Origin of the sequence: Lentzea aerocolonigenes, from assembly GCF_000974445.1 — a bacterium.
Classification (GTDB): Bacteria; Actinomycetota; Actinomycetes; order Mycobacteriales; family Pseudonocardiaceae; genus Lentzea; species Lentzea aerocolonigenes.
Genome location: NZ_BBOJ01000007.1, coordinates 97376 through 115755 on the forward strand (window position 1 = coordinate 97376; position 18380 = coordinate 115755).

General features: G+C 70.2%; 11 protein-coding genes. 6 read left to right on the forward strand and 5 right to left on the reverse strand.

Translation table 11 applies throughout. The features are described 5' to 3' along the window. Window positions 1–81: 81 nt before the first annotated feature. The 3 genes from AOM45_RS15190 (at window position 82) to AOM45_RS15200 (ending at window position 6108) form a co-directional block, all read left to right on the forward strand. Window positions 82–1095 carry a LacI family DNA-binding transcriptional regulator gene (locus tag AOM45_RS15190; RefSeq protein WP_030468603.1) on the forward strand — a complete coding sequence of 338 codons (1014 nt, stop codon included), beginning with the start codon at window positions 82–84 and terminating at the stop codon, window positions 1093–1095. Window positions 1096–1595: 500 nt separating this feature from the next. Beyond that, a complete protein-coding gene (locus AOM45_RS15195) occupies window positions 1596–3356 on the forward strand; it encodes an RICIN domain-containing protein (RefSeq protein WP_236703579.1) in 1761 nt (586 codons plus the stop codon). Window positions 3357–3525: 169 nt separating this feature from the next. Next, on the forward strand, window positions 3526–6108 hold the full coding sequence (locus AOM45_RS15200) for a glycoside hydrolase family 9 protein (RefSeq protein ID WP_051783742.1): 2583 nt from the start codon (window positions 3526–3528) through the stop codon (window positions 6106–6108). 42 nt (window positions 6109–6150) lie between these two features. Here AOM45_RS15200 and AOM45_RS15205 read toward each other — a convergent pair whose 3' ends face one another. The 5 genes from AOM45_RS15205 to AOM45_RS15225 form a co-directional block, all read right to left on the reverse strand. Next, on the reverse strand, window positions 6151–9237 hold the full coding sequence (locus tag AOM45_RS15205) for an AfsR/SARP family transcriptional regulator (RefSeq protein WP_051783740.1): 3087 nt from the start codon (window positions 9235–9237) through the stop codon (window positions 6151–6153). 206 nt (window positions 9238–9443) lie between these two features. Continuing rightward, the gene (locus tag AOM45_RS15210; RefSeq protein ID WP_030468599.1) at window positions 9444–9965 is read right to left on the reverse strand and encodes an RICIN domain-containing protein; all 522 of its coding nucleotides are present in this window, start codon (window positions 9963–9965) and stop codon (window positions 9444–9446) included. 102 nt (window positions 9966–10067) lie between these two features. After that, window positions 10068–10856 carry a hypothetical protein gene (locus AOM45_RS15215; RefSeq protein ID WP_030468598.1) on the reverse strand — a complete coding sequence of 263 codons (789 nt, stop codon included), beginning with the start codon at window positions 10854–10856 and terminating at the stop codon, window positions 10068–10070. Further along, the gene (locus tag AOM45_RS15220) at window positions 10853–11383 is read right to left on the reverse strand and encodes a SigE family RNA polymerase sigma factor (protein WP_030468597.1); all 531 of its coding nucleotides are present in this window, start codon (window positions 11381–11383) and stop codon (window positions 10853–10855) included. The genes AOM45_RS15215 and AOM45_RS15220 overlap by 4 nt, the downstream gene beginning before the upstream one ends. Before the next feature lie 110 nt (window positions 11384–11493). Further along, a complete protein-coding gene (locus AOM45_RS15225; RefSeq protein ID WP_030468596.1) occupies window positions 11494–14187 on the reverse strand; it encodes an RICIN domain-containing protein in 2694 nt (897 codons plus the stop codon). Between the two features lie 352 nt (window positions 14188–14539). Between AOM45_RS15225 and chvE the strand changes: the two genes are divergently transcribed. From chvE to mmsB, 3 genes are read left to right on the forward strand one after another with little or no spacing between them, the layout of a single operon-like run. Beyond that, window positions 14540–15625: a multiple monosaccharide ABC transporter substrate-binding protein gene (gene chvE / locus AOM45_RS15230; protein ID WP_030468595.1), complete on the forward strand. Its 1086-nt coding sequence runs from the start codon at window positions 14540–14542 to the stop codon at window positions 15623–15625. A gap of 26 nt (window positions 15626–15651) precedes the next feature. Continuing rightward, window positions 15652–17157 (forward strand): multiple monosaccharide ABC transporter ATP-binding protein, encoded by a 1506-nt coding sequence (mmsA, locus tag AOM45_RS15235; RefSeq protein ID WP_035910767.1) that lies wholly within the window; start codon window positions 15652–15654, stop codon window positions 17155–17157. After that, window positions 17154–18368 carry a multiple monosaccharide ABC transporter permease gene (mmsB, locus tag AOM45_RS15240; RefSeq protein ID WP_030468593.1) on the forward strand — a complete coding sequence of 405 codons (1215 nt, stop codon included), beginning with the start codon at window positions 17154–17156 and terminating at the stop codon, window positions 18366–18368. The genes mmsA and mmsB overlap by 4 nt, the downstream gene beginning before the upstream one ends. The last annotated feature ends 12 nt before the right edge of the window (window positions 18369–18380 follow it).

Below are 18380 nucleotides of genomic sequence, written 5' to 3' on the forward strand. Positions count from 1 at the left end.
AACCGATTCGACCGTCGTGGCGCGTGCCTTAGGATGCCGGGAAGTCGAACCGGTTCATTCGACACGGCCAGGGAGACGGGCATGAACATCGGAGAGATCGCCAAGCGGGCCGGGGTGTCCCGCAGCACCGTGTCGTACGCGTTGAGCGGCAAGCGACCGGTGTCTGCGGCGACCGTGCGGCGGATCAACGACGTCATCGCCGAGCTCGGCTACCGCCCCAACGCCAGCGCCCGCGCACTCGCCGAGGGCCGCACGCGCACGATCGGGCTCGTCATCCCGCCCGCGAGCGCCCGCCTGACCGACGTCCAGCTCAGCTTCGTGGCGAGCGTCGTCGAGGCCGCCGCCGCCCACGACCTCGACGTGCTCCTGTCCCCGAGCGGCGGCGACCACGACAGGTCGTTCGAACGGATCGTCACCGGCCGCCGCGTCGACGGCGTGATCCTCATGGAGATCCTGCTGCACGACCCGAGGGTCGAGCGCCTCACCAGCACCGGCCTGCCGTTCGTGACGATCGGCCACGTCGAGGACCCGCGCGCGTCCTGGTGGGTCGACGTCGACTACGGCGGCCTGATCAGCCGCTGCGTCCGCCACCTCGCCGACCTCGGCCACACCGACGTCGTGCTGATCAACCGCTCGGACGAACTGGTCGCGTCGGGCTACGGCCCCGCGGTGCGCGCCACGAAGGCGTTCCTCGACACGGCGGAGGAACGCGGCCTGCGCGCCCACGACGTCTGCTGCGCCGACGACCCCGCCGCCGGTCTCGCGTGCTTCGAGCAGATCCGGGTCAGGCTGCCGGAGGTGACGGCGGCGGTGACGATCAACGAGGCCGCGCTGCCGGGCGTGCAGCGCGCGTTGCACCGGGCCGGCCTCGACGTGCCGGGCGACTTCTCGCTGACCGGGGTGATCGCGGACCGGCTGGCCGAGGACTTCCACCCACCGCTGACCGCCGCGGACGTGCCGGCGGGGCAGATGGCGCAGCTGGCCGTGGACCTGTTGCTGGAGCAGATCGGTGACCCGTCGGCGACGCCTGGGCACGCGTTGCTGGCGCCGTCCGTGACGCTGCGGTCGAGCACGGGGGCTCGTCGGGGGCGGTGACGCTGCGGTCGGGCACCGGGGCGCGTCGCGAGCGCTGACGCAGCGGCCGCGCACGGGAGCGCGACGCGGACAGCGACGCTCCACTCGAGCGCGGGGACGCGTCGCGAGCGCTGACACCGGCCGCGCCACCTGCGCCGCCGATGACGCTGCACCCGGTACGGGCCTCGGTCGAGTCGCCGGCTGCGCGACGCCCCTCGCCGACAACGCTGTCAAACCTGGCGACACCCAGGCACCCGCCACCGGCGACACCGCACCCAGCCCCAGCGCCTGCCACCACCGGCGACACCGCACCCAGCCCCAGGCCAGCCCCGCTCCCACCGCGCACCCCACCTCCTGACGATCACCCATGCGAACCGGTTCGATCCGACATACCCTTGCCCTGACACTCCCTCTGCGCGTACTTTCACTCCTCGATCGAACCGGTTCGACTCTCCGTTCCCCTGACCAGTCACGGAGTCCTCATGGTTCACCGACGAACCAGCACAACCCTGGCGGCAGTCTTGGCATCAGCGTTCGCCTTCATCCCACCGGCCCAAGCCGCGAACGAGTCCATCAGCGTCAACTTCTCCGTCACCACCGGCACACCCACCTACCGCGCCTCCGGCTGGATCTACGGCATGACGGAGAACGGCACGGGGCCCGCCGACCACTTCTTCAAAGACGTCAAGTTCCGCTACATGCGGGCGGGCGGCGCCCAGCTCGACAGTCCCGGTGGCTGGGTGTCCGGCAAGTACGACCGCCGCTGGAACTCGACCAGGGCCCAGCTCCAACGCACCCGCCAGCTGGGTGGTGAGTTCATCCTGCTGGTGCACGACCTCTGGGGCGCCGACGGGTATCCGATCTCCCGCTTCCCCGGCGACAACGGCGACTGGACCGACTACGACAACTTCCTCACCCGCGTGATCGACGACGTGCGGGCGACGGGTGCCACCGTTCAGTGGGACCTGTGGAACGAGCCCAACATCACGGCGTTCTGGAACCGTCCGCAGTCCCAGTACTTCGAGCTGTGGCGGCGCACCTTCCAACGCGTCCGCGCGGCCTTCCCCGCGCAGCCGATCGTCGGACCGAGTCTCGCGGGCGTGCCCTCGACCGGCGGGTGGTGGACGCAGTACCTGGACTTCATCAAGTCCAGCAACACCGTTCCCGACATCATCAGCTGGCACTCGCTGCCGAGCGACCCGGTGACCAACGTGGCGGTGGCGAACCAGACGCTCGACGCGCGCGGCATTCCACACCCGCGTCCGTACCAGATCAACGAGTACGGCGCCGGCGACGAGCAGAACCCCGGTGACGGCTCGTGGTACGTCGCGCGGCTGGAACGTGCCGGCGCGGACGGGCTGCGGGCCAACTGGGCCAGCTCCGGGAACCTGCACAACGACCTCGGCAACCTGCTCGTGCGCAACGGAACCGGGCAGCACCAGCCCAAGGGCGAGTGGTGGGTCTACCGGTTCTACGGCTCGCAGACCGGACAGATCGTCTCCACGACGCCCAGCCAGTCCTACGACCCGTTCGCCACCAAGGCGAACGGCGTGGCGAAGGTGCTGGTCGGTGGTGGCGGCACGACAGGCAACGTCGCGGTCGGCCTGCAACGCCTCGACGCCACGTCCGGCATCGTGCAGAACAACCAGGTGCGGGTGCTCGTCCAGCGCATCCCGTACAACAACGGCGGTGCCGTCCAAGGTCCGGTGACCGTTCAGGACTCCGTGATGTCGTTGTCCGGCACCGGAATCACGGTCAACGTGCCGCACAACACCCTCGAAGAGGCGTTCACCGTCACGGTGCTGCCACCGTCGAGCACCGGCTTCCAGTCCGTCGCCGCGGCCCAGCACTCCCAGCAGTGCCTGGACAACACGGACCTGAGCACGGCCGACGGCAACCAGCAACAGCAGTTCCCCTGCGAAGGCGGCGACCAGCAGCTGTGGAACTTCACGCCGGTGCAGGGTGTCGCGGGCACCTACACCGTCGTGAACCAGCAGTCCGGCAAGTGCCTGGACACCTCGTCCACGGCGGACGGCGCCCCGGTCGTGCAGCAGACGTGCTCCCCCGGCTCGACGAGCCAGCAGTACGCGCTGCGCAAGGTCACCTACAGCGGCAACGATCCGCACGACTACCAACTCGTCGCGCGCAACAGCGGAAAGTGCGTCGACGTCAACGGGATCTCCACCGCCGCGCGCGCCCGGATCATCCAGTGGACCTGCAAGTCCGCGAACCAGAGCAGTGAGCTGAACCAGACCTGGCGGCTGTGGGGGTCGAGCTCATGACCTTCTCCCCTCGGGAGTTCGGCTGAGCCGCACGGAGCAACGTCACCGGTCCGAGCGGTCTTGAGAGGTAGCGACCGAACGGCGCTTGTCGGCGCCGTTCGGGTCGCCCTACGGTCATGTGGGAGCGCTCCCAGAAGCCCCGTCGACGAGGACGGAGAACCTCACAGACATGAGATCGCACCCATCACGTCTACTCACCGCGGCAGTGCTCGCGGTGTTGACTGCGACCTCACTCCAGTTCGCGGGCACCGCCGCGGCAGCGGAGTACGAGCGCGTGCTGAACGGAAAGTTCGACAGCGGCTCCGCCGATCCCTGGTGGAGCAGCGCCGGCGTGACCAACCGCGTGACCGGTGGCGAGCTGTGCGCGGCCGTCACCGGAGGAACCACCAACCCGTGGGACGCACTGATCGGCCAGAACGGGATCCCGTTCGAGAGCGGGCAGTCCTACACCTTCTCGTTCGACGCCTACGCGACCACCGCGCAGACCGTCGCCGCCGCGGCGGGTGAGAGCGTGAGCCCGTACCGCGGGATCGCCAAGCAGGACTTCGCGCTCACCACGGCCAAGCAGCACTTCACGTTCACCTTCACGTCCACTCTGGACTTCCCGGACGCGGGCAACGGCCAGGTCGCCTTCCAGCTGGGCGGTCAGACGTTCGCCAACACCATCTGCGTGGACAACGTCTCGATGATCGGCGGCGTGAAGCCACCCGGTGGCGTCAACCCAAACCCCACCAAGAAGGTCCAGGTCGACCTGGTCGCGTACGTGCCGGGCCTGCCCAAGCGCGCGACGCTGGTCTCCACCGCCACCACGGCGCAGCAGTGGACCCTCAAGAACTCCGCGGGCGCGACGGTGGCCACCGGTCAGACCGCGCCCAAGGGAGCGGACGCCACCTCCGGCGACTCGGTGCACCTGATCGACTTCTCGTCGTTCGACACGCCGGGCACCGGGTACACGCTGTCCGTGGGCGCGGACAGCAGCTTCCCGTTCGACATCTCCGCCGACCCGATCAAGAAGCTGCGCTACGACTCGCTGGCGTTCTTCTACCACCAGCGCAGCGGCACGCCGATCGACGCGCAGTACGTCGGCAGCGAGTACGCGCGCCCGGCCGGTCACGTCAACGTCGCGCCGAACCAGGGCGACAACAACGTGCCGTGCCGCGCGGAGATCTCGTGCGGGTACACGCTCGACGTGCGCGGCGGCTGGTACGACGCGGGCGACCAGGGCAAGTACGTGGTCAACGGCGGCATCGCGGCCTGGCAGCTGCTCAACTCCTACGAGCGGGCGGTCCGGCTCGGTGACGCGTCGGCGTTCCGCGACGGCACGCTGGCCATTCCGGAGAAGACCAACGGCGTGCCCGACCTGCTCGACGAGGCGCGCTGGGAGGTCGACTTCCTGCTGAAGATGCAGGCGCCGGACGGCATGGCGCACCACAAGATCCACGATGCGGCGTGGACGGCGCTGCCCACCCGTCCCGAACTGGACGACCAGCCGCGCAGGCTGTCCGCGACCAGCACCGCGGCGACGCTGAACCTGGCCGCCGTCGCCGCCCAGGCGTCCCGGCTCTGGCGCGACATCGACGCGACGTACTCGGCGAAACTGCTCGCGGCGGCGCGCAAGGCGTACACCGCGGCCAAGGCCAACCCGGCCAAGCTCGCCGACCCCAACGACAACGTCGGCGGCGGCGCGTACGACGACAAGACGGTGACCGACGAGTTCTACTGGGCCGCCGCAGAGCTGTACACCACCACCGGTGACAGCTCCTACCGGGCCGACGTGACCTCGTCGCCGCACTACAAGGCCGCCGGTCTCACCAGGGCGGGCTTCTACTGGGGCGGCACGGCGCCACTGGGTGACATCACGCTCGCCGTGGCACCCAACGGTCTTCCCGCTGCCGACGTCACCGCGATCAAGTCGGTGTTCGCCTCCGTGGCGGACCAGCACCTCACGGCCATGGGGCAGATGGGCTACGCCACGCCGTACGACAACAGCGCCGACGGCTACGTCTGGGGCTCGAACTCGGCGGTGCTGAACAACGCGCAGGTCCTCGCGCTGGCACACGACTTCACCGGTGCCGCGAAGTACCGCGACGGCGTGTTCGAGGCGCTGCACTACCTGCTGGGCCGCAACCCGCTGAGCACCTCGTACGTGGCGGGCTACGGCGACCAGGCGGTCCGCAACGTGCACCACCGGTTCTGGGCGAAGCAGAACGACGCGACGCTGCCGATCGCGCCGCCCGGGTCCCTGTCCGGCGGCCCGAACAGCGCGCTGCAGGACCCGGTGGTCCAGCGGCTGCTCGTCGGCTGCCCGCAGCAGAAGTGCTGGGTGGACGACATCGGCGCCTACTCGGTGAACGAGGTGGCGGTCAACTGGAACTCCGCGCTGGCCTGGGTGACCGGCTGGGCGGCGGAGAAGTCCGGCAAGCCCACCACGCCGCCGCCGTCGGACTGCGAGGTCAAGTACGACGCCACCAAGTGGCAGGGCGGCCTGTCCGCGCACGTGGCGCTGAAGAACACCGGCACCACCGCGTGGACGTCGTGGAAGCTCGCGTTCTCCTTCCCCGGCACGCAGAAGGTCACCACCGGGTGGTCGGCGAACTGGAACCAGAGCGGCCGTGACGTGACCGCGACGAACATGTCGTGGAACGGCCAGGTCGACCCCGGCAAGTCCGTCTACATCGGATTCAACGCCTCCGGCGGTGGAGACGACCCGAAGACCTTCACCATCAACGGCAAGACCTGCAAGACCGGCTGACCGGACACCGCCGGGGACGGCTCACCCGCCGTCCCCGGCGGTTCACCGGGACAGTCTTTCCCGCACCACAACGGCTTCCGGCATGCGCAGGGCGTCGTAGATCGGCAACGCGGCGGTCCAGAGCCGGCGTGCCTCGGCGAGTTCGCCGGTGCGTTCCCGCGCGACCGCCATCGCGTCCAGCGACAGGGCTTCCTGCTCGCGGTCCTCCATCTCCCTGGCGTGGGCCAGCGCCTGTTCGTGACACACGAGAGCTTCGGCGAACCGGCCGGACGCGCACGCCGCGCGGCCACGTCCGTTGAGAGCGGCGCACTCGAGCTTGCGGTCGCCGAGCTTCACGGCGAGCGTCTCCGCCTGCTGGTGCAGAATTGCCGCCTCCTGATGTCGCCCCATGTGCTCGTGGGCGTCACCGAGGTTGATGAGCACCTCCGCCTCGCCGACGGGATCACCGATCTCGCGGAACACCGTGATCGCGTGCCCGTGGTGTTCGAGCGCCTCGTCGTGACGGCCCCACTGCGAACAGATCCGGCCGAGCTCCGTGTGCGCCACCGACTCGGCCGCGCGGTCGCCGATGTCGTGCAGGATCCGCAACGCGCGCTGGTGGTGGTCGTGCGCTTCCTCCAGCCGTCCCTGACTCTGCAGGACGGTGCCGAGGTCGTTGAGGATCCGTCCCTGCCCGACCCGCTTGCCGATCTCCGCGTAGATCTCGGCCGCCTGCCGGTAGCACTCCACGGCCTCGTCGCGCCTGCCGAGGCTGTACTGCACCTGCCCGATGCTGGCCAGTGCGACGGCCTCCTGGCCGCGGTCGCCCGTCTTGCGGCCCAGGGCCAGTGCCTGGCCGTAGGTGGCGAGAGCGTCGTGGTAGTGGCGGACCCGGCTTTCGTGGTGGCCCAGCTCTTGCAGCGTCTGAGCCTCCCCCTGCGGGTCCCCGAGGCTCCGGAACAGCCGCAGCGCCTGGCGGTAGTGCTCCCCGGCCTCGCTGTAGGCACCGGAGCGGGCGTGCGCGCGCCCGAGTTCCAGCAGGGCACGGGCCTGATCACCGAAGTCCTCTGCCGCCGAGAGTGCGCGCTGGTGCACCGAGAACGCGTCGGTGTTGTGGTAGCCGACGGTGAGGTGCCCCGCTATCGCCTGGGCGATCCTGACGGCGTAGCCGACGAGCTCACCAGCCGCCGTCCGCGTGATCGCGACGAAGGTGAGCCGTTCGGTGTCCAGCCAGGTTTTCGCGGCCTCGGCCGTGAGTGGCGGACCAGCGGTCTCGCCGCGGCGCCGCTTCTCGTCCGGGTAGAGGACGTCCACGGCGGCCAGGGCACCGGTCAGGTAGTGCTCGTAGAGGTTCTTCAACGCGACCTGGCGGTCGAGTTCGGTGAGCCGCTGTCCGGCGCGCTCCCGGGCGAAGACGCGCAGGAGGTCGTGCATGGTCCAGCGGCCCGCGCCGGACCGCTCGACGAGATGGGCGCCGTGCAGGACGTCGAGCAACGACCGGGCGTCCGCGCCGGCGAGCGCGGAGACGGCGGCGGTGTCGGTGTCGCGGCCGGGATGCAGGCCCAGCAACCAGAACAGCCGGTTCGCGGCCTCCGGCAGGTGCCGTTCGGACCAGGAGAACACGGCGCGCACCGCGGTGTCGGCGTCGGCACCGGCCTCCAGGCTGTCCAGCCGGCTGCGCTCGTCGGCGAGGTCGTCGAGGCCGACGCGTCCGCGTCGCGCCACGAGCTCCGCCGCGATGCGCAGCGCCAGCGGAAGCCTGGCGCACTGCGCCGCGAGGTCGTCGAGCTCCGCCGGGGTGGCCACCCCGGCGCCGATCAGCAGCCGGAGTAGTGCGGCCGCCTCCTCGGCACCGAGCACGTCCAGCCCGACGCGGCCCGCCCCGTCGCGAGCCACCAACCCCACGAGGTCGTCGCGACTGGTCACCACGACCGTGCTGTCCGGTCCGGCCGGAAGCAGCGGACGAACGTGCGCGGCGTCGCGCGCGTTGTCGAGCACCACGAGGATCCGCTTGCCCGCGGTCAGGCTCCGGAAGAGCGCGACCTGGGCCTGCGGGGAACCGGAGATCTGGTCGGCGGTGGCGCCGAGAGCGGTCAGGAACCCGAACAGCGCCTCCTCCGGCGGCAGCGCACCCGCGGGGTCGAAGCCGCGCAGGTCGACGTGGAGCTGCCCGTCGGGGAACCGGTCGGCGACGTGATGCGCCCAACGAACCGCCAGCGCCGTCTTGCCCACGCCCGCCGTGCCGCAGACCGCGACCACGGCGACCGTGCCTCGTCGCGCGGCGGCGACGGCGTCGAGGGCCGCGAGCTCGGCCTGCCGTCCGGTGAAGCCCGCCACCACGGGCGGCAGCTGCGCCGGGCGCGGAGCGGCTGCCGCGGGCGCGACCAGCAGCCGGGCGTCGTGCGCGAGGATCGCCTCCTGGATGCCCGTCAGCACCGGTGACGGTTCCACACCGGAGTGCTCGACGAGCCCGCGGCGCGCTCGCTGGAACGCCTCCAGGGCGTCCGCCTGGCGGCCCGCGCGGTACAGGGCCGTCATCAGCTGTCCCCACAACCGTTCGTTGCCGGGATGGACGGCCGTGAGATCCGCCAGCTCGGTGACCAGCTCCGCTCCCGCCCCGGCAGCCAGGTCGGCATCCACCCGGCCCTGCACGGCGTCGAGACGCAGGCCGTCGAGCCGGGTCCGCTCCGCCTCCAGCGCGGCGATCCCGTCGAACTCGTGGTACGCCGTCCCCCGCCACAACCGCAGCGCGGCGGTCAACCGCTCGTGCGCGAGAGGGATCGCGCCGTCCGCCAGAGCCGCGCGCCCTTCCCTCGCGAGCCGCTGGAACCGGACCGCGTCAACGACGTCCGGCTCCAGCAGCACGTACCCCGGTGCGCGGGTCGAGATCAGCTCCGCCAGCGGCCCCACGCCCCGGCGCAGCCTCGAGACGTAGGTGCGAACCGTCCGTTCCGCGTCGGCCGGCGGCACGGGCCCCCACAGCTCGGACACGAACATCGCCACGCTCACCGGCCGGCCCGCGTACGCCGCGAGCAGCGCGAGCATCGCCCGCAGTCGCGGCCCGCCGGGATCCAGCAGGGTGCCGCCCGCCTCCACCTCGAGCGGCCCCAGCACCCCGAGCACGACGTCAGGCGCCCGCTGCCCCGCCATCCAGTCCCTGTTCCACCACACCGAGAAGAGCCACCGGTCCGCCAGACCCCTCGCTGTCGCTGGCGATCCGGTGATCGTAGCGGTGTCGTGAAACCCGTTGCGGCGCAGACTGATCCGCTCAGCGGCCGTGCTCCGGTCGGCGCAGTGCGAGCCGTCGTGCGGCCCTGTTGGGGGCAGGGCCGCACGACGGTTCCCCCCTCGGCCGGTCAGACCGGGAAGACACCGAACGCTTGGGAGACGGTGCCGTTGCAGACCCAGATCTGCACCGCGAGGCCTTCGTCGGTCCGCCCGCCGGGCACGTCGAGGCAGTGGGTCTTCGTACCCGCGACGCGAGACTTGAGCGTCACGAAGTCCGGCAGGTCCCGTCCGGCCTGCCACCGCTCGTTGCTGCTCCTGTTGCAGGGCCACTGGCCGACCGACGTCCCGTTCGCGGCTCCACCTTGCACGTCCAGGCACTTCAGCGTGACCGCGTTGCGGATCTCGAAGATGTGGTCGTCGTGGTCGATGAAGTCCCATCGCTGGAACGCGTTGTTGCGGTCGCACTGGACCTGCACGACGACCGCGCCGTCTGCCCAAGACCCGCCCTGGGGCTGCAGGCACTTGCCGCTGACCGACGACCGGATCGTCACATCGAAGTGGTCGTCCGCCAGCGCCGGCGCGGCCGCACCGACCGTTCCCGCCACGGCCGCGACGAACGCCAGCGCTGACGTCGTGATCCGCCTTCTCATTCAGCTACCTCCGTGAGTGACGACGCCGGATCGTTCACGGCGTCGTCACTCACGATGGCGGGCCCCGTCGACAATCCGTCGACAGTCGGTCGACACGCCCGCTCATTCCGAGGTGAAGCGCCCCTTGACCGTGAAGGCACCGGCCTGCCCGACGTAGCCGTCGGCGCGCGCGTCACGCTTGCCCGCGTCGTGGTTGTACTGGGCCGCGAAGGTGTGCACCCCGACCGGCATCGTGCGGCCGGGCTTGAGCTCCCAGCGGTAGATGACCGCGCCGTCGGCCTCCTTCACGGTGACCGTGAAGTCGTCGGCGGGCATGGTCTGCCACTGGCCGGTGGTCCGCACACCTCCCGTCTGCACGACGCGCAGCTCCAGGCTGACCGCGGTGAGCGGCTGGGTGGTCTTGAACTCCACCCTGCTCTGCGCCCAGTTGGGGTGCTGGTGCAGATCGACGAAGCCCAGCGTCGACAACGGCCCGTCCGACACGGGTTTCCCGCTGAGCGGAGCCGGGTCGATCGCGGACGACGTGCTGCCGGTGGTCTGCTGGACCGGCGGGTTCGGCGCGGGCGGAGCCACGGTGCTGCCGGTGGTGCCGACAGCGGGGGTGGTGCTCGAGGTCGTGACGCTCGAGCTCGCCGTCGGAATCGTCGCGGTGTCGTCCGGAGGTGGCCCGGTCCGGACGATCGCGGCCACGGCGATGCCCGCCACGGCCAGTGCTCCCGCGGCGGCCAGACCGGCGAAGGTCACTCTGGTCCACGACCTCGCGATGCCCGGCTTCGCGGCGGACACCTCGGCTCCCGCCATGGCGCGGTCCACCCGTGCCAGCATCCGGCCGCGGTCCGGCCGGTGAGCCTCGGCGGCCTCGCGCAGCTGCCTGCTGATGCTCTCGTTCACCGAGTCCCCCTCCCCGTCATCACGTCTCCGGCCGCGTGCGGGCCGAGGATGCGTTCCAGCTCCGCCATCCCCTTTGAGGTCTGGCTCTTCACCGCGCCCACCGAGATCCCCAGCGCCAGCGCGGTGTCCTTCTCCGACAGGTCGAAGGCGTGACGGAGGATGACGCACGCCCGTTTGCGGAACGGCAGGCGGTCCAGCGCCGCCCGCACGTCCACCACGGCGGCCAGGTCCGGCCCGTGCGTCTGCTGTGGACCGCGGGAGAAGAACAGCGCGATCCGCCTGCGCTCACGAGTCGCGCTGCGGATGCGTTCCCGCGCCAGGTTCGCGACCACACCGCGGGCGTACGCGAGCGGGTTCTCCGCCGCGCGCAGCCTGTCCCAGCGCTGCCACAGCGCGACCAGGGCGTCCGCCGCCAGGTCGTCGGCGGCACCCGCCTCTCCCGTCAGCAACCAGGCGAAGCGGGCCAGTTCGGCGTGGTGACGCTCGAAGAAGTCGTGGAACTCCGCCGATCTGTGGTCGACGACCATGTTTCTCGGTTGCCCTCTCCCTGCCACGCCTGCATCGGGCGGCAATGTACCTGTTGCCGAAGTGGGCCGGGCGGCCACGGTCCGGGGCATGGACCGTGGCCGTCCGGTGATCAGGACGGGTCCCCGTACAGGACACCGCGGCCGTTGCTGCCGACGTAGACGCGGCCGAACACCTCGGGATCACCGGTGATGACCCCGCCGACGGTCCCGCCGAACTGGTTGCGGTCGTCGTTGATCCGCGTCCAGGTCGTGCCGCCGTCGACCGAGCGGAAGATCCCGGTCACGCCGTTCACCGTGCCGATGAGGTAGAGCGCCGGGTAGCGGGCACCGGCGGCCGCCTTGCCGAAACCGACGGAGTCCGCCCTATGCACGCCGGCGAGCTTCTTGAAGCTCATGCCGCCGTCGGTGGAGTGCGAGAGGCCGTCGTGGCTCGCGATCCACAGGTCCCCGGTGGCGCCGGGAGCGGCCTTGAGACGTCCGGCGGTGAGCCCACCGGCACGGGCGGCGAAGTTCCTGCCGCCGTCGGTGCTGGCGAACACCGTGCTGCCGCTGAGCGCGTAGAAGGTTCCGGGCGTGGAGCGGTCAGCCACCACGGCCGTGCCCGCGGGCAGGCCGGTGGACGCCTTCCACGTCTTGCCCCAGTCGGTGGAGACGTGCGGCAGCTGACCGGACGCGGTCCACACCAGGGTGCCGCCGTCGGCCGAGATCGCCGCCGTACCGCCGCCCGCCCCGCTCACGGGCGAACCGGCGAACGGCTTCCAGGTGACGCCGCCGTCGGTGGAGTACGCGCCGCGTTCCTCGTTGCCGTAGCCGACGCGGACCACCACGTTCGGCTTGGCCTGCGCGAAGTCGATGCCGGTGGTGTTGGTGAACCGCGGTCCGTCGGTGGCCCCGGACGGCACCTTCGCCAGGTCGTCGTGGCGGAACCCGCCGACGTCGCCGAGCGCGCTCACCAGCTTGCCGCCCGGCGGCACGACCAGGCCGAGCACCGCGGTCTCCTCCAGGCCCTTGACCGGGACCGACCAGTGCGTGGGTCGTCCGCTGTCGGCCGCGGTCACGTCCTTGCTGGCCCACAGGCCCGATCCGGTGCCGTACAGCGCGTGGCCGGAGTCGAACGGGTCGATGGCCAGCGCGCCCATCCAGTGACCGATGCCGGTGCCGACGTACGGTGCCGCGGAGGCGTCGCGCTCGGACGTCGCTCCCAGCGCCTTCCAGGTGTCACCGCCGTCGGTGGTGCGGAACAGCTCGTCCGACGGCCACCAGCGGCACAGGGTCGTGACCATCACCGTGGACGGGCGCTGCGGGTCCACCGCGAGTCCCGCGTACCCGAAACCGGTGCCGGGCATCGGCGAGATGTCCTTCCACGCTCCGCTCGACGGCGTGTGCTTCCAGACCGAACCCGCCTTGACCCCGTTCGGGCCGGGGACGTCGGTGTACGTCACGTAGAACGAGCCGTCACCGGAGAGCACGCCGTGGTGGGGCAGCTGGCCGGTGGGCTGGCCGGGCACGGCGGTCCAGGTGGCGCCGCCGTCGGTGGAGCGGTACAGCGAGGTCGTCCGGTCGGCGACACCCACGTAGATCGTCTTGCTGCCGGCCGGTCCGAACGTCACGAAGGACAGGCCCACTCCGCTGCTGCCACCGTCCTTCACCGGGAAGGACGACACCTGGTTCCAGGTCGCACCCTGGTCGGTGCTGCGCCACAGCCCGTTCTTGCGGGTGCCCAGGTAGAGCGTGCGGTTGTCGGCGGGGTCGATCGCGAGCCGCTCGCCCATCGACCGGCCGTCCTCGTTGGCACCGAGCTTGAACGGCAGGTCGGTGCGCTGGAACGTCCTGCCCTGGTCGGTGGACCGCAGGATCGCGCCGTTGCCCGCCCACTCGTTGGTGTAGGTGCCGGTCGCGAGGTACAGGCGGTCGGGGTCGACCGGGTCGGTCGCGACGCTCTCGATGCCGAGCAGGTTCCAGTCCGCGGCCCAGTCGGTCAGCGGCACCCACTGGCCGGCATGGGCGTCCCAGCGATACGCACCGCCCATGTCGGTCCGCGCGTACAGCAGGCCCTTGCGGCTGGGGTTGAAGACGAACCCGGTGACGAAGCCGCCGCCCGCGATCTGCACGTTGCGCCAGGAGTACCCGCCGGAACCGGTCGCCGGGGTCGACGGCGGCGGGGTGGACGTGGTGGCGGACGGCCTGGACGCGGCGGCTGCCACGACGGGAGCGGACGGTGCGGCCGGTTTGTCCGCCTTCGCGACCTTCCACCGCTGGTCGTCCCCGCCGCGGTCGTCGGCCTGGACGACCGCCTGGCCGTCGCCGTCGTTCGCGCACAGCACCTTGCCGCTGCTGCGCGAGACGATCTTCACCGCCCCGCCGCCGACGTCGGTGAGCTTCCACTGCTGGTGCTCGGCTCCGGTGTCCGACTGCTGTTCGACGCCTGCCTGCGCCGCCGAGCCGGTGCGGACGCCCAGCACCTTCCTGCTGTTGTTGTTGACGAGCTGGTAGTAGCCGCCGTCCACGGGCTTGAGCCGCCACTGCTGGCTCGCGGCGTCGGGGCTGCGCTTCTCCTGCTGGATCCGCACACCGTCCGCCGCGTCCGCCCCGGCCACGTCCAGCGCGTTGCCGCTGCGCACCGAGACGAACTGGTAGTAGGCGGCGGCGTCGACCGTCACGGGATCGGAGTCGCTCCACACCACCCCGAGGTAGGAACCGGCGATCGCCGACACCCCCAGCGCGGCGGCGATCGCCGTCCTGTGCCTGCGTGCACGCGGCCCGACACCACCGCGCCGGCCCTGGGCGGACCTGGTCTTGCTCATGGCAGCACTCCTTGATCGTCTGCAGCTCTGCCCCTGAGTTGCCGCCGCTCGCGGAAAGGTTGCCGCGTCTTTCTCAGCGCCGTCCGTCGCCGTACGCCGGCCGGTCCGAGCCGGGTCGTGGCGTAGGGCGCGGCAGCGACCTGCGCCAGGTCCCGCCGGTGTTCCAGTGCAGGCCGCACGTGACACACGACCTCACGGCTGATCTCGTCGCCGACGTCTCTGTTTCGTAAATTCTGTGAGCGCTAACAGGTCTGGCCTGGCGTTATCTAGATGTCACTTGACTGGTCCATTGTTAGCGATAACACTCGCCGCCTACAGCATTGTTGCCTGCCGGTGACATCAAGGAGAACCGATGAGGCTTGTCCAGATCGCGGCCGCCACCGCGCTCGCCGTGACCCTCTCCGCGTGTGGTTCCGCGGAGAAGACGGTCGACCAGAAGGGCGGGTCGAACGACGGCGCACTGGTCGGCGTGACCATGCCCACCCGGTCGTCGGAACGTTGGATCCACGACGGCGACAACATCAAGAAGGCGTTGGAAGGCAAGGGTTACAAGGTCGACCTCCAGTACGCGGAGAACGACATCCCGACCCAGGCCAACCAGATCGAGAACCAGATCACCAAGGGCGCCAAGCTCCTGATCGTGGCCTCGATCGACGGCACCGCGATCACCTCGCAGCTGCAGCAGGCCGCCGACGCCAAGATCCCGGTGATCGCGTACGACCGGTTGATCCGCAAGAGCCCGAACGTGGACTACTACGCCACCTTCGACAACTACAAGGTCGGTGTGGAGCAGGCCAACTCGCTGCTCGCCGGTCTGAAGACGCGCGGTGAGGGCCCGTTCAACGTCGAGCTGTTCGCGGGCTCGCCGGACGACAACAACGCCACGTTCTTCTTCAACGGCGCCATGTCCGTGCTGCAGCCGCTGATCGACCAGGGCAAGCTCGTCGTGAAGTCCGGCCAGAAGGACTTCAAGACCGTCGCGATCCTGCGCTGGGAGCCGGCGACCGCGCAGAAGCGCATGGAGGACCTCCTCACCTCGACCTACGGCGGTGCCAAGGTCGACGGCGTCCTCTCCCCCTACGACGGTCTGTCGATCGGCATCCTGTCCGCGCTCAAGAGCAGCGGCTACGGCACGCCCGCCCAGGCGTACCCGATCGTGACCGGCCAGGACGCCGAGGTCGCCTCGGTGAAGTCGATCATCGCGGGTGAGCAGTACTCCACGATCCACAAGGACACCCGCAAGCTCGCCGAGGTCACCGTGACCATGGCGGACGCGGTGCTCAAGGGCGGCAAGCCCGAGGTCAACAACACCAAGGACTACGACAACGGCAACAAGGTCGTTCCGTCGTACCTGCTGCAGCCGGTCACCGTCGACAAGTCGAACTACCAGAAGGAACTGATCGACAGCGGCTACTACACCGCCGACCAGCTCAGGTAACCATCGTGTCTGACGAAATCCTGGTGATGCGCGGCATCACCAAGAGGTTCGCAGGGGTCACCGCGCTGCACGACGTCTCGTTGAGCGTGCGGCGCGGTGAGATCCACGCGATCTGCGGAGAGAACGGCGCCGGCAAGTCCACGCTGATGAAGGTGCTGTCCGGGGTGCACCCGGACGGCTCGTACGACGGCGAGATCCTCTTCGAGGGCGAGCCGTGCGCGTTCAACGGTGTGCGGGACAGCGAGCGCCGCGGCATCGTGATCATCCACCAGGAGCTGGCGCTGTGCGGCCAGCTCTCCGTGGCGGAGAACCTGTTCCTGGGCAACGAAAGAGCGCGGCGCGGGTTCATCGACTGGAACCGCACCAACCACGAGGCGCAGGCACTGCTCGACCGCGTGGGGCTCCGGGAGAACCCGACGACTCCGGTCAACGACCTGGGTGTCGGCAAGCAGCAGCTGGTCGAGATCGCCAAGGCACTGTCCAAAGAGGTCAAACTGCTGATCCTGGACGAACCGACGGCGGCGTTGAACGACGACGACTCGCAGCACCTGCTGGACCTGCTCGACGGCCTGCGCGACGAGGGCATCACCTCCGTGATCATCTCGCACAAGCTGGGCGAGGTCACCAGGATCGCCGACACCGTCACGGTGCTGCGCGACGGCAAGACCATCGAGACGCTGCCGGCCGAGGGCCTCAGCGAAGAGCGGATCATCGCGGGCATGGTCGGCCGCGACCTCGAGCACCGGTTCCCTCCCCGCACGCCCGACATCGGCGAGGAGGTGCTGCGCATCGAGGACTGGACGGTGCACAGCCCCGCCCAGCCGGATCGGGTGGTCGTCGACAACGCCACGTTGTCGGTGCGGCGCGGTGAGATCGTCGGTCTCGCCGGACTGATGGGCGCCGGTCGCACCGAGCTCGCGATGAGCGTGTTCGGCCGCACCTACGGCGTCGGCATCTCCGGCCGGGTCGTCAAGGACGGCCAGGAGATCGACACCCGCACCGTGCAGGCGGCGATCCGCAACGGGCTCGCGTACGTCAGCGAGGACCGCAAGCGGTACGGGCTCAACCTGATCGAGGGCGTGCAGCGCAACGTCTCCGCCGCCGCGCTGGAGAAGCTCGCGACCCGTGGGTGGGTGAACGAGAACGAGGAGTACACGGTCGCGGAACGGTTCCGGAAGTCCATGGGCATCAGGACGGCCGCCGTGTCGACGCCGACCGGCACGCTGTCCGGTGGCAACCAGCAGAAGGTCGTGCTGGCGAAGTGGATGTTCACCGACCCGGACGTGCTGATCCTCGACGAGCCCACGCGCGGCATCGACGTCGGTGCGAAGTACGAGATCTACTCGATCATCAACGACCTCGCCGCACAGGGCAGGGCCGTGCTGGTGATCTCGTCGGAGCTGCCGGAGCTGCTGGGCCTGTGCGACCGCGTCTACGCGCTGTCGGAAGGCCGCATCACCGGTGAGGTCAGCCGCGAAGAGGCCACGCAGGAACGCCTGATGCAGTACATGACACGAGGACAGAACTCATGACCACGAAGACCGCGCCGCAGACGGTCGCCGCACCGGCGACGCCGTCCAGCCGCCTCTCGATCAACCTGCGGCAGTCGGGCATCTACGTCGCGTTCGCGCTGATCATCGTGCTGTTCACGGTGCTGACCGACGGCGCCCTGCTGCAGCCGCAGAACATCTCGAACATCATCGTGCAGAACTCGTACGTGCTGATCCTGGCGATCGGCATGATCCTGGTGATCATCGGCGGGCACATCGACCTCTCGGTCGGCTCGACGGTGGCGCTCACGGGTGCGATCTGCGCGGTGCTGACCGTCCAGTGGGGACTCCCGTGGCCGGTGGCGGTGCTGCTGACGCTGCTCTCGGGCGCGCTCATCGGTGCGGCGCAGGGCTACTGGATCGCCTACTTCGGCATTCCGGCGTTCATCGTCACCCTGGCCGGCATGCTCGTGTTCCGCGCGCTGACCCTGACCACGCTCGGCAACCAGGGCATCGGCCCGTTCCCCGACGAGATCCGCTCGCTGGCCAACGGCTTCACCGGTGGCTACCTCGGCAACGTCGCCCTCGGCCCGCTCGGCGGCGCCGACCTGGTGAGCCTGCTCGCCGGTCTCGCCTGCGTGGCCGGGTTCGCGTTGTCGCAGTGGCGCAAGCGCGCGGCCCGGCTCGGCTACGGCCAGACCGTGGACCCGATGCCGGTGTTCGTGCTCAAGCTCGTGGGTGTCGCGGTCGTCGTGATGGCGGTCGTGGTGCAGCTCGCCCGGTTCCGCAACCTGCCGTGGGTGCTGGTGCTGCTCGCGGCGCTCGCGCTCGGCTACTCGTTGATGGCGAACAACTCCGTGTTCGGACGGCACATCTACTCGATCGGCGGCAACCTGCAGGCCGCCACGCTGTCCGGCGTGAAGGTCAAGGCCGTCACGTTCTGGGTGTTCGTCAACATGGGCGCGCTGGCCGCGCTCGCCGGTGTCATCTTCGCGGGACGGCTCAACCAGGCCGGCCCGACCGCGGGCACGGCGTTCGAGCTCGACGCCATCGCCGCGGCGTTCATCGGCGGTGCCGCCGTGCAGGGTGGTGTCGGCAAGGTCGTCGGCGCCATCACCGGCGGCCTGATGATGGGCGTGATCAACAACGGCATGTCCCTCATCGGCGCTCCCAGCGAACGCGTGATGCTCGTCAAGGGACTCGTCCTGCTCGCGGCCGTCGCCTACGACGTCTGGACCAAGCGACGCGCCTGACAGTTCTGCTCC